Source organism: Streptomyces sp. NPDC026206 (assembly GCF_040638465.1).
GTDB lineage: Bacteria > Actinomycetota > Actinomycetes > Streptomycetales > Streptomycetaceae > Streptomyces.
In genome coordinates, this window is the sequence record NZ_JBEZYL010000003.1 from 396,224 (window position 1) to 408,033 (window position 11,810).

An 11,810-nucleotide genomic window follows, 5' to 3' on the forward strand; every position below is an offset into this window, starting at 1 on the left:
CCATGTCTGCGTCTGCCGACGTGTCGTTCGTCGTCGTGCCCGACAGCGAGGCGGGCCGCGCCGCGCTGGCCTCGGTGCCCGCCCCCGGGCCACGGGTGATCCGTCACGCCTCGGGCCGCCCGTGGCTCGTGGGCCACTGGCCCGACCAGGCGGTGACCGTGGCCGCGGCCGGGCGGACGCGCGTCGCGGTGGCCGGGTTCTGCCCGGTGAGCCGCGGGAAGCTGAAGGCCGCCGCGGCGCGGTCGGCGGACATTTCCGCCCTCGACGGCCTCGCCCGCGAACTGCGGGGGAGCGCGCACCTCCTCGCGTCCGCCGGAGGGCGGGTGCGCGTGCAGGGCGGCGTCGCGGGCGTACGGTCCGTCTACCGGGCGCGAGTGGCCGGAGTGACGATTGCCGCCGACCGTCCCGAAACGCTGGCCGGCATGACGGGCGCGCACGTCGACGAACGGCTGCTCGCACTGCGCCTGATGAGACCGGGCGTCCCGCACCCCCTGCGCGAGCGCGTGCTGTGGCGCGGCGTGGACGCGGTGGCCCCCGGCAGTTACCTGGTCGTCGAGCCCGACGGAACGGCGCGGACCGTCCGCTGGTGGGAACCGCCCGAGCCCGAACTGCCGCTTGAACAGGGGGCGGCGGCGGTGCGCGCAGCCCTCACGGGGGCGGTACGGGCCCGGATCCGCGCCACGGACGGCGCGATCAGCGCCGACCTCGCGGGCGGCATCGACTCCGGAACGCTGGCCCACCTCGCCGCCACCCCTGACCGCCCGCTGATCACCCTGCGCGGCCCGCAGCTGGACCCCGGCGGTGACGACGCGCTGTGGGCCCGGCGCACCGCCGGGCGGCTGCCGCGTGCGGAGCACGTGGTGCTCGCCTACGACCGCTCACCGGTCCTGTACGAGGACCTGGACCGGGGAACGGGCACCCTTCCCTCCGAGCCCCCGCACTGGACCCGCTCCGGGGCCCGGTACGAGCACACCGCGCGACAGCTGGCGGCCAAGGGCTCGCGGCTGCACTTCTGCGGCCACGGCGGGGACGAGCTGTTCTCGCCCCCGGCCTCGTACCTGCACACCCTCCTGCGCTCGCGGCCCCTGACGGCGCTCCGGCACATCCGGGGACACCGCGCCCTCACGCCCTGGCCGCTCTACCCGACCTGGCGTGCCGTCACGGACGGCAAGGACTTCCCGGCCTGGCTCACCCACAATGCCGCGCGCCTGACCGAGCCGCCGCCGGGACCGTGCCACCCGCAACTGGGATGGACCCCCGAGCTCCGCATGCCCGCCTGGGTCACCGCCGATGCCACGTACGCCACGTGCGAACTGCTCACGGACGCCTCCTACGAACCGCTCGCGCCGGACCGCGCCACCCACAGAACCCTTGAGGGCGTCCGGCGGGCCGGTGCCGCGATCGCCTACGCCACGCGCCTCATGGCCGCCCACGACGTGCGGCTCGCCGCTCCCTACCTGGACGACCGGGTCATCGAGGCCGCCCTCGCGGTGCGCCCCCACGAGCGCGGTACGCCGCACCGCCGCAAACCCCTCCTCGCCGACGCCATGCGGGGCCTCGTCCCGGACGACGTGCTGGCCCGCGCCACCCGGGGCCACTACGGCGACGACGCCATGGACGGCTTCCGCCGCCACCGCCGGATTCTGCTCGGCCTCTTCGACGGCTCCGAACTCTCCCGGCTGGGCCTCGTGGACGACACCGCCGTACGCGCCGCCCTCCGCGCCCCGAACCCCACCCCCACCACGCTGCGCACCCTCGAACCCACCCTGGCCTGCGAATCCTGGCTCCGCACCCTCCCCGCCCGCACCCGTGAACCGGTAGCCGTGGCGAGAGAGGGGACGCCGTGAGGCAACCGGCCTTGTGCCGACCGGGGCCGCCGCGTGCTTACTTGCGGGGTGTGCGGGAGCTCAGGGCGCCGCCGAGCCAGCCGAGGGTTACTGCTGCCGTGGCGAGGACGCAGACGCCGGTCCAGCCCCAGTGGGTGAAGACCGGGCCGGCCGGGGCGGAGGTGCCGGCGCCGCCGATGAAGGCGGAGACGACGTAGGCGGTGTTGGCGACGGCGGGCCTGGGGGTGGCGGCCAGTGCGCGGGTCTGGTTGGCGACCTGCCCGGCCATGAGGCCCGCGTGGATCAGGACGGCGCCGGCGCACAGGGCCCACAGGGCGTGGCCGCCGACCCAGAAGAAGGGAATGGAGACGGCTGCCAGGGCGTAGGCGCCGGTGATGACGCGACCGGCGCCGAAGCGGTCGATGAGGGTGCCGGAGACCGGGGCGACGACGGTGGAGACCAGGCCGAAGAGGCCGAACAGGCCGGCCGTTCCGGGGGAGAGGTGGTAGGGGCCGGACGTCGTCAGGAGCAGGGTGAGGGTCGTCCACAGCGCGCTCCAGGCGCCGAAGAGGCCGGCCTGGCGGAAGCAGGCGGCACGCAGGTCCGCGGAGGAGGAGAGGAGGCCCGGCAGGCCGGCGATGACCTTGAGCGGGTTGGCGGTGCCGCGCGGCCGGGTCTCGGCCGGGAGCATGACCGCGGTCAGCAGGCCGACGGCGACCGTCAGTGCCGCCGCACCGAAGAAGACGGCGCGCCAGCCGAAGGCCTGGCCCGCCAGCCCGCCGACCACGCGCGCCGCGACGATGCCCGTGAACAGGCCGGCCACCACGGCCGCCACGTGCCGGGCCCGCCGCTCGACGGGCGCGCGCTCGGCGACGAGCGGTACGAGCAGCTGCGGTACGACCGTGGCGGCGCAGGCCACCAGCACGGCCGCCGCCAGGGCGGGCAGCCCGGGGGCGAATGCGGCGGCGACCAGAGCCGCGGCGGCGACCGCACACAGGATGCCGACGAGGCGCCGGCGGTCGGCGGTGTCACCGAGCGGAGCGAAGACCAGCAGACCCAGGGCGTAGCCGAGCTGGGCGACGGAGGCGATCCAGCCCGCGGCCGAGGGGGAGACGCCGAAGTCCTCGGCGATGAGGCCGAGGAGCGGGGCGGCCAGGTAGATGTTCGCGGCCGTGACCGCCGTGCACAGGGCGATGACGGCGAGCAGGACGCCGGACCGCGGTGCCTGTCGCGGCGTTCGAGGTGCGGTGGCGGTGGCGGTGGCGGTGGCGGTGGCGGTATGCGGTGCGGCGGGCGGCTGGCCGGCGTCCATGGAGTCGGTACTGGTGGCGGTCATCGGTGTTCGGAATCCCCCTGCATCATGCAACCAACTGGTTGGTTGCAAATCTCGCAAAGGCTGTCACTGCTGTCAACCAAATAGTTGGTTACTCTGTGTGGCATGGCATCAGTCAGGGATCCCGAAGCCACCAAGGCCCGCATCTTCGAGGCGGCCACCGCCGAATTCGCCGCTCACGGCATCGCCGGCGCCCGCATCGACCGCATCGCCCGCGAGGCCAGGGCGAACAAGCAGCTGATCTACGCCTACTTCGGCAACAAGGCCGAGCTGTTCTCCCAAGTGCTGGAGAAGCGCCTCATGGAGCTCGCCGTCGCCAATCCCGTCGACGCCGAGGACCTCGACGGCTGGATCGACCGCCTCATGGACTACCACTCCGCCAACCCCGAGCTGATCAGGCTGGTCTTCTGGGAGGGGCTGGAGTACGGGCACGGCGGCATCCCGCACGAGGAGGAGCGCAGGCGCCACTACGCCCGCAAGGCCGCCGCCTTCGCCGAGGCCCAGGAGAAGGGCGTCATCGACGCGGCGATCCCCGCGCCGGACCTGCTCTTCATGCTCACCGCGCTCGTCTCGTGGCCCACCGTGCAACCGCACATGCAGCGGATTCTCATCGGTGACACGGACGAGGACACGGCGCGGCTGTACGCCTCCGTCCGCACGGCCGCGCGCCGCCTCACCGGCCGGGACACGGCTCCGGGCCGGGAGACGGGTCCCGGCCGGGGTGACGCTCCCGGCCGGGGCGGCGTTTCCGGGCGCAGCGACGGCTAGTTGGTGCCGATCTTCGCCAGCAGGTCCACGATGCGGCCCTGCACCTCCGCGCTCGTCGAGCGCTCCGCGAGGAAGAGGACTGTCTCGCCCGAGGCCAGGCGCGACAGCTGCGACGGGTCGAGGTCGGCGGAGGTGTAGACGACCAACGGCGTACGGTTCAGCGCGCCGTTGCCCCGCAGCCAGTCGACGATGCCGGCGCGGCGGCGGCGCACCTGCATCAGGTCCATGACGACCAGGTTCGGGCGCGTCTGCGCGGCGAGCGTCACCGCCTCCGCGTCCGTCGCCCCGCACACGACGTGCATGCCGCGCCGCTCCAGCGTGGCGGTCAGCGCGTTCGCGACCGGCTCGTGCTCCTCGATCAACAGCACGCGGGGCGGGTGCATCTCGCTGTCGCGCGGCGCGAGCGCCTTCAGCAGTACGGCCGGGTCGGCGCCGTACGCCGCCTCCCGCGTCGCGTGCCCGAGGCCCGCCGTCACCAGGACCGGCACCTCGGCCGCGACCGCCGCCTCGCGCAGCGACTGCAGCGCGGTCCGGGTGATCGGGCCGGTCAGCGGGTCGACGAACAGCGCGGCCGGGTACGCGGCGATCTGCGCGTTCACCTCTTCGCGCGAGTGCACGATCACGGGGCGGTAGCCGCGCTCGGTCAGCGCCTGCTCGGTGGACGCGTCGGGGGCCGGCCATACGAGCAGCCGGCGCGGGTTGTCCAGCGGCTCCGGCGGCAACTCGTCGTCCATCGGCGGACGGACGGCCTCCACGACCTCGACCGCACCGTTCGGGCCGTCGAGCGGCTCGGGCCCCTCCGCACCCTCGTCCGGTGCTCCTATGGCGAAGGCCCGGCCCTCGGGAGCCCCGAGCGTGTGCGGGCGCAGACCGTTACCCGGGACGGCCGGTGCCGACGGGACGGCCGGTGCCGACGGGGCGGCCGGTGCCGACGGGGTGGGTGCCGGGGGCGTGGTGGCGGTCGGCGGACTACCGGGCCGGGCCTGCGCCCGGGCCTGGCTCTGGGCCTGGACCTGAGCCTGCGCCTGTGCCTGGGCCTCGCGCTCGTCGTCGGTCGGGTTCGCCAGCTTCCGGCGCCGGCCGGACCCGGCGGAGGGAGTTCCGCCCGCGGGGGTGTCACCCGCGCCCGGCCCCTGACCCAGCATCCGCACGCTGATCGGCCGTGCGGCCGGTGCCGCATCGGCAGCGTCCTGCTGCCCCGCCGCTCCCGGCTCCTCCGCGAGCGCCCGCCGCGCCCGGCGCCGGCCGGTCGGGGCAGGAGCGTCGGGAGCGGGGGCCTGCGGCTGAGGTTGGCCTTGGACCTGGTCCTGCGGCTGCGGCGGGGCCTGGGTCCGGGGTTCGGCCTCTGCTGCCGGGGTGGGCACCGCCGCGGTCTGCGGCGGGGCGGCCGGGCCCTCACCGCCAGCCGCCGGAGCCGGGGCGGCCACCTGCGGTACCGGGCCCGCGGCGGGGTACGCCGCCGGAACGCCCGTACCGGTTCCAGTGACGGCCGCCGGCTCGTCGGCACGAACGGGAGCCTCGGGGGTGACGACGTTCGGGCCCCGGCTCTGCCCCGGGTGGCTGCCGGGGGAGGGAGCGGGTGCGGCGGGAGCGTTCGGTCCGCGCACCACGGGGGTGCCGGGGTTGGCGGCGCCGCTCCGGCCGGGGTGAGCAACGGGCGTGCCGTCAGGGCCGTACGGGCCCTGGCCGACGGGTCCGGCCTGTTCGGCGCGGATACCGGGCGCACCGTCCGCGCCGTACGGAGCCGAAGTGTTCGGGGCCTGGCCCGCGGGGCCACCGGCGTCGGCAGGGCTGCCTTGCGCGGGGTGGTGCATGCCCACGCCGTCGGTGGCGTACGGGCCGGGGGCGTTCGGACCCTGGCCTGCGGGACCACTGGTGTCGGCAGCGCCGACAACGCCTGTGCCGTTCGTGCCGTGCGTGCCGTTCACGCCGTACGGGCCGGGGGCGTTCGGGGCCGGGACCGCCGGGCCGGCCACCGGGCCAGGGATATTGGCAGTGCCGGGCACGCCTGCGCCGTCCGTGGCGTACGAACCCGCAGCACTGGGAGCCGCATTCGGAGCCGCATTCGGAGCCGCATTCGGAGCCGTATGAGGAGCCGCGTTCGGAGTCCGGCCCGCCGGGTCAACCGGGCTCGCGGGGGCGCCCTGTTCAGGCCGGGGCCTGGGCGTAACGTCGGGGCCGTGGGGCACCGGGGTGCCGGTGTTGTCGTGGGCGCCGGCCGGCTGCGCGGGTGCCGGGACGTCCGTGCGGGGGCGGGTGTCGCGGTCGTCGGGGCCGAAGGAAGCGGGGCCGCCCTGGGCCGGTACGGAGTGGCCGTGGGCGGAGGCGAACGCCTCCGCACCGGCGGCCGGTTCGGGCTTGCGGTCCTCCTCCGCCGGCGGCAGCGCGAACACCGCCCGGGGAACGGACGGTTCGGAGGTCGACTGGCCCGGGATGTGGCCCTCCGGCATCGCTTCCGCCACCCCGCGCCGCGCGCGGCGGCCCGTCGGGGCCGATGCCTGGCCGACAGCCGCGGACAGCCCCGGCTCGGCCGGCCTGTCCCTCTCCGCCGGCGGCAGCGCGAACACGGCACGCGGTGCCTCGTCCGCCCCGTCCGCCGGTCCGGCAGGGGCTCCGCGGCGCGCCCGGCGGCCGGTCGGCGCGCCGGTGGCCTGCGACGGCACCAGCCCCGGCGCCGGCCGGTCGCCCCGGCTCTCCGCGGCGTCCTCGGCGCGGGCCGGGCCCCGGCGCCGCCCGGTCGGCTGCTGCGCCACGCCCGTGACGGTGCCCGTGTCCGTACTCGTACCGGTACTCGTGCTCGTGTCCGCGCCGTCGCCCGGCACCTCCGCACGGCGGGCCCGCCGACCGCTGCCCTGGCCGTGGTGGTCCTGGCCCGGGCCCTGGTTCTGGCCCTGCGTGACCGGGGACGGCGCCTGGGGTGCCTCAGGGGCGCCGGACGCCTGAGCCGCGTCCCCCGGCGTCGCGGCCGTACCGGCCGCGTCCGGGTTCATGCCCCGGCCCCGCTGGGTCGGCATCGGCATGACGGTCGTCAGATTCTCGGTATCCGGCCCACGCTGCTGCGCGGGCGCCGACACCGCTCCGGCCGAGACCGGCACCTCCAGGACGTACGCCTTGCCGCCCGACGAACCGGGCAGATCGTGCGTCTGCAACACGCCGCCGTGCCGCCGGACGATGCCCCGCACCAGGGGCCCGTGCACAGGGTCGCCGCCCGGATAGGGGCCGCGCACCTCGACGCGTACGACCTCACCGCGCTGCGCCGCCGCCACGACGATCGTCGAATCACCGGAAGCGGAAACCGAACCGGAAGCAGAAGGGGAACCCGTCGCGTCGACGCCCGCGACATCCGCGATCAGATGTGCCAGAGCCTGGGCGAACCGCCCGGCGTCCACCTCGGCCTCGATCGCCGGGGCATGTACGGCGAACTGCGCCCGCCCGGGGCCGATCAGCTCGACCGCGCCCTCGACGCCCGCCGCGACGACCTCGTCGAGCGGAACCCTCTCCCGGACGAGCTTGTCCTGCCCGGCGTCCAGCCGCTGATAGGCGAGCACATTGTCGACAAGCGTCGTCATCCGCGCATAACCGGCGGCCAGGTGGTGAAGAATCTGGTTGGCCTCGGGCCACAGCTGCCCGGCGGGGTCGTCGGCCAGGGTGCCCAGCTCGGCACGGAGTTGGTCCAGGGGGCCGCGCAGCGAGCTGTCCAGGGTGGCCAGCAGCTGGGCGTGGCGCGCGGCGAGGGCGTCGTACGGACGCCGGTCGGTGAAGGTCATCACCGCGCCGACGAGCTGGTCGCCGTCGCGCACGGGCGCGGTCGTCAGGTCGACCGCCACCGGGCGGCCGTCCTTCGCCCACAGCACCTGCCCGCGCACCCGGTGCTTGCGGCCGGAGCGCAGGGTGTCGGCGATGGGCGACTCCTCGTACGGGAACGGCGTGCCGTCCGCGCGGGAGTGATGGATAAGAGGGTGCAGCTCACGGCCGCCGAGGTCGCTCGCGCGGTAGCCGAGGATCTGCGCCGCCGACGGGTTGACGAGGACGACCTTGCCGGCGGTGTCGACGCCGACCACGCCCTCCGCCGCCGCCCGCAGGATCATCTCGGTCTGGCGCTGCGAACGGGCGAGCTCCGCCTCGGTGTCGAGCGTGCCGGTCAGATCGCGGACGACGAGCATGAGCAGCTCGTCGTCATAGGAGGCGTGCGGCTCGGCGTACGGGGTGCGGCCGTCGAGGTTGGCGCTCGTCACCTCGACGGGGAACTGGGTGCCGTCCGTGCGCCGGGCGATCATCCGCGTGGGCTTGGTGCGCCCGCCGTCCGCATCGTCCCGGGGCGGCCGCAGCCCGCCGGGAATGCGCCGGGAGTCGAACTCCGGCAGCAGATCGAGCAACCCGCGCCCGACGAGACCGGTGCCGGGCACCTCGAACGTCTCCAGCGCGATGTGGTTGGCGTTGACGACCGTGCCGTTGCAGTTGACGAGCAACAGGGCATCGGGCAGGGCGTCGAGTATGGCTGCGAGGCGAGCAGCGCCTCGGGATGGCCTGCTGCTCACGACGACGCTTCCTCCCTGTTTACCGCACCTTGCCGACCGCTCCGGGCGGGTTTGTGCCGCCCCGGGGCCTGTCATTGAAGGGAAGTCTACGGGCTGCCGTTACGGGCGCTACTGCGGATGACGGGTGTGCCGGGACCCGTCACCGGGCCTCTCCAGGGCGTCTCGGGCAGGCCGGACATGCCCCTCGTGTCCGCCTTCGTGGTGACCTTCGGGTCAGCCCTGTCCGGTTTCCACCATCGTTTTCTTCGGCGAGCCCTTCGACTCCCCGAACACAGTGGAGAACTTGTTCCACCGAGCTGTTTCGCACCCGTTCGTCCTGTTGAAGTCGGCGTTCACCGGCCGGCCCGCCCATGTGCCGGAGATGTGCGCCCGCTCCGGACCGCCGTAGATCATCGTGCACAGCTGGCCCTCCGGCACCGGCGCGAAGGTGTCCGTGCCCCACCGCGTCTGGCCGTCGAGCTGGTCGCAGGCCTCCTGGGTGTGCGGATGGGTGCCACCTGCCGGGTGGCAGTGCAGTTCGTACGTGCCGTCGTGGGCGCCGGTGTCGGAGATGGTGATCGTGAGGTGGTCGCCGCTGCGGTCCAGTCCCTCGGATCCGTCCAACGGGAGCGGGGCCGCGGTGGCGGACGCGGCGAGGAGCGGGGTGGCCAGGGCGACGGCGAGGGCGAGACGGCGGAGTGACATGCGGATACTCCTGGGGTGCGAGCGGTAGGGGGCCGGGCGGCCGGACTGTCCGGCCAGACCCCTCGTCCGAACTAACGCGCCGGGACGCCCCGCGTTGCGCGCCGGTAACGCCTTTGCCCATGGCACCTGTCGCCCGGTACCGTAGGGTGCGATTGGTGGCGAGCCGCAAGGCTGTGTCATCATCTGCACGCGACACCCGCGCCTGCGCGGTTGTAGCTGGAGGCGTCGCCTAGTCCGGTCTATGGCGCCGCACTGCTAATGCGGTTTGGGCCTTAAAGCCCATCGAGGGTTCAAATCCCTCCGCCTCCGCAGTCGCCGGAAGCCCCGGTCGTCCCCGTGACGGCCGGGGCTTTTGCGATCCTGCCTTTGTGATCCCGTCTCGGCGGGGCCCGGGGCGGGGTGTGCCGTGGATCTTCTGCCGGGGCCCTTCTGGCATGTTTGCGCAGGTCAGACTGGGTGCACCTAATGGATTTCGTCTGGCGGCGAGGTTCATGTAATGTTGTCCACGCAACGCCGACCGGTGAGAAAAACCGCCGGAAAGCCGAGCGCTCGTAGCTTAACGGATAGAGCACTTGACTACGGATCAAGAGGTTGCAGGTTCGAATCCTGCCGAGCGCACAGCCGAACAACCGGTACCGATTGTGGGACCGGGCGTTCGACCGTCGCGGGGTGGAGCAGCTCGGTAGCTCGCTGGGCTCATAACCCAGAGGTCGCAGGTTCAAATCCTGTCCCCGCTACTAAGACCGCAGGCCCGGTACGAAAGTACCGGGCCTGCGGCGTTTTCCGTTTCCTGTCCGCAGTGCCGGAGGGCGAAGCCCCGATTAGAGGGGAAGTGCCTGGGCCAGTTCGCGCCATTGCGCGCGGGGGAGGTCGTAGAGGCGCTCGCGGGCGCCGGGCGTGACGATCTGGACGGCGAGGTGGTCGGCGCCTGCCGCGAGGTATTCGTCGACGCGGGCGCGGACCGTCTCCGCGTCACCCAGGGCGAAGAGGGCGTCGACGAGCCGGTCGCTGCCGTCTCCCGCGAAGTCCTCCTCCGTGAAGCCGAGCCGGAGCAGGTTGTCGGTGTAGTTCGGCAGGGGCAGGTAGAAGCCGAGCAACTCGCGGGCGGTCCGGCGTGCGCGGGCCCGGTCGGTGTCGAGGACGATCTTCAGCTCCGGCGCGAGGAAGGCATCGGGGCCCAGCTGCTCACGGGCCTGCGCGGTGTACCCGGCCGTGACGAGGTACGGGATCGCCCCGGCCGCGCGGTCGTGGGAGAGCCGGAGCATCTTCGGGCCGAGCGCGGCCAGCACGCGCTGCCCGGCGGGCACGGGGACCGGGGCCTCGTCCAGCGCCGTCAGGTACTCCTGCATCGCGGAGTACGGGCGGGCGTACTGCTGGGCCAGCGCCGTGTGGCTGACACCCAGGCCGAGGAGGAAGCGCTCGCGCCGACTGGGGGCGAGTGCGGCGTACTGGGCCGCGACGTCGGCCGCCTCGTGCTGCCAGATGCTGAGGATGCTGGTGCCCACGACGACCCGGTCCGTCGCCTCCAGGACGTGTGCCGCCTGGGCGACGTTCGGGCTGCCGCCGATCCACAGGGCCGAGAAGCCCAGCTCCTCCAACTCCGCCGCCGCGTCCGCGATTTCCCCGAGCCGTGCCGGGTCGTCGGAGCGGAGGCCCGCGCTCCAGAGGCCGATCGTGCCGAGGTGTGTGGTGAGTGCCATGACGCCGTCAACCGGAGGCGTCATCCGGATATTCCGGCCGTCCGTCCGCGTTCCGAGCGGATTCTCAGACGATTCACAGGGTCGCGCAAGACCCCTCTCACCCTGCGCTCCCACCATCGTCGCCATGACGACCACAGCCTCGCCCCAAGGGCGCCCCCAGCTGCTGCACGACGACGGAAGCCCCGTACGCGTCCTGGTCGTCGACGACGAGGCGCCGCTCGCCGACCTGCTCGCCCTCGCCCTGCGCTACGAGGGCTGGGAGGTGCGGTCCGCCGCCGACGGCGCGGAAGCGGTGCGGCGGGCGCGGGAGTTCCGGCCGGACGCCGTCGTCCTGGACGTGAAGCTCCCCGACATGGACGGCCTGGCCGTGCTGGGCCGGCTGCGGCACGCGCAACCCGACGTGCCGGTGCTCTTCCTCACGGCCAAGGACGCCGCCGGGGACCGCATCGCCGGGCTCACCGCGGGCGGCGACGACTACGTCACCAAGCCGTTCGGCATGGAGGAGGTCGTCGCCCGGCTGTGCGGGCTGCTGCGCAGGTCCCGGACCGCGGCGCCGCGCGCCCGGTCCGTACTGACCGTGGGGGACCTGGTCCTGGACGAGGACAGCCGCGAGGTCTCCCGGGGCGGCACGGAAATCCGCCTGACCGCCACCGAGTTCGAGCTGCTGCGCTTCCTGATGCGCAATCCGCGCCGGGTGCTCAGCAAGCCGCAGATCCTCGACCGCGTGTGGTCGTACGACTTCGGCGGGCAGGCCAACGTCGTCGAGCTGTACATCTCCTACCTGCGCCGGAAGATCGACGCCGGGCGCGAGCCCATGATCCACACCCGGCGGGGCGTCGGCTACCTCATCAAGCCCGCCGTCGGGTCCCCGGCCTCCCGTCCGCTCGAAGGGGCGTCGCCGAAAAAGACTTGTACGGCGTAGAGCCATGCTTGTACGGTGTACAACGCATATCGTTGTACA

Annotated in this window: 7 protein-coding genes and 3 tRNA genes; 6 read left to right on the top strand and 4 right to left on the bottom strand. The window is 73.9% G+C overall.

What is annotated here, in order from left to right; translation table 11 throughout:
• The first annotated feature begins 2 nt into the window (after positions 1-2).
• Entirely contained in the window at positions 3-1,847 is a 1,845-nt protein-coding gene (locus AB0F13_RS08195) for an asparagine synthase-related protein (protein ID WP_362077048.1), read from the top strand.
• Positions 1,848-1,884: 37 nt separating this feature from the next.
• Here the strand turns inward: AB0F13_RS08195 and AB0F13_RS08200 are convergent, their stop codons facing one another.
• Entirely contained in the window at positions 1,885-3,162 is a 1,278-nt protein-coding gene (locus AB0F13_RS08200; RefSeq protein WP_362077051.1) for an MFS transporter, read from the bottom strand.
• A 102-nt stretch (positions 3,163-3,264) separates the two neighbouring features.
• Between AB0F13_RS08200 and AB0F13_RS08205 the strand changes: the two genes are divergently transcribed.
• Positions 3,265-3,927, top strand: a complete 663-nt coding sequence (locus tag AB0F13_RS08205) for a TetR family transcriptional regulator (protein ID WP_362077054.1) — start codon at positions 3,265-3,267, stop codon at positions 3,925-3,927.
• Here the strand turns inward: AB0F13_RS08205 and AB0F13_RS08210 are convergent.
• Together AB0F13_RS08210 and AB0F13_RS08215 are read right to left on the bottom strand one after the other, a co-directional pair.
• Positions 3,924-8,465: a PAS domain-containing protein gene (locus tag AB0F13_RS08210; protein WP_362077057.1), complete on the bottom strand. Its 4,542-nt coding sequence runs from the start codon at positions 8,463-8,465 to the stop codon at positions 3,924-3,926. The genes AB0F13_RS08205 and AB0F13_RS08210 overlap by 4 nt on opposite strands.
• A 213-nt stretch (positions 8,466-8,678) precedes the next feature.
• Entirely contained in the window at positions 8,679-9,149 is a 471-nt protein-coding gene (locus AB0F13_RS08215; protein WP_362077060.1) for an SSI family serine proteinase inhibitor, read from the bottom strand.
• 218 nt (positions 9,150-9,367) lie between these two features.
• On the opposite strand from AB0F13_RS08215, the gene AB0F13_RS08220 reads away from it, so the two are divergent.
• The 3 genes from AB0F13_RS08220 to AB0F13_RS08230 all read left to right on the top strand — a co-directional run bounded on the left by AB0F13_RS08220 (position 9,368) and on the right by AB0F13_RS08230 (position 9,886).
• Positions 9,368-9,458: transfer RNA gene (locus AB0F13_RS08220), tRNA-Ser, on the top strand.
• Positions 9,459-9,694: 236 nt separating this feature from the next.
• A tRNA-Arg gene (locus tag AB0F13_RS08225) sits at positions 9,695-9,767 on the top strand.
• Positions 9,768-9,812: 45 nt separating this feature from the next.
• Positions 9,813-9,886, top strand: a tRNA-Met gene (locus tag AB0F13_RS08230).
• Positions 9,887-9,970: 84 nt separating this feature from the next.
• Here AB0F13_RS08230 and AB0F13_RS08235 read toward each other — a convergent pair.
• On the bottom strand, positions 9,971-10,849 hold the full coding sequence (locus AB0F13_RS08235) for a TIGR03620 family F420-dependent LLM class oxidoreductase (RefSeq protein WP_362077063.1): 879 nt from the start codon (positions 10,847-10,849) through the stop codon (positions 9,971-9,973).
• Between the two features lie 124 nt (positions 10,850-10,973).
• Between AB0F13_RS08235 and AB0F13_RS08240 the strand changes: the two genes are divergently transcribed.
• Positions 10,974-11,771, top strand: coding sequence for a response regulator transcription factor (locus tag AB0F13_RS08240; protein ID WP_362077066.1), 798 nt, complete (start codon positions 10,974-10,976; stop codon positions 11,769-11,771).
• Positions 11,772-11,810 lie beyond the last annotated feature (39 nt).

Excerpts from the sequence above, each read along its gene's own strand:
- AB0F13_RS08200 (WP_362077051.1), bottom strand. The coding sequence starts at position 3,162 with ATGACCGCCACCAGTACCGACTCCATGGACGCCGGCCAGCCGCCCGCC.
- AB0F13_RS08205 (WP_362077054.1), top strand. The coding sequence starts at position 3,265 with ATGGCATCAGTCAGGGATCCCGAAGCCACCAAGGCCCGCATCTTCGAG.
- AB0F13_RS08195 (WP_362077048.1), top strand. The coding sequence starts at position 3 with ATGTCTGCGTCTGCCGACGTGTCGTTCGTCGTCGTGCCCGACAGCGAG.
- AB0F13_RS08215 (WP_362077060.1), bottom strand. The coding sequence starts at position 9,149 with ATGTCACTCCGCCGTCTCGCCCTCGCCGTCGCCCTGGCCACCCCGCTC.
- AB0F13_RS08235 (WP_362077063.1), bottom strand. The coding sequence starts at position 10,849 with ATGGCACTCACCACACACCTCGGCACGATCGGCCTCTGGAGCGCGGGC.
- AB0F13_RS08240 (WP_362077066.1), top strand. The coding sequence starts at position 10,974 with ATGACGACCACAGCCTCGCCCCAAGGGCGCCCCCAGCTGCTGCACGAC.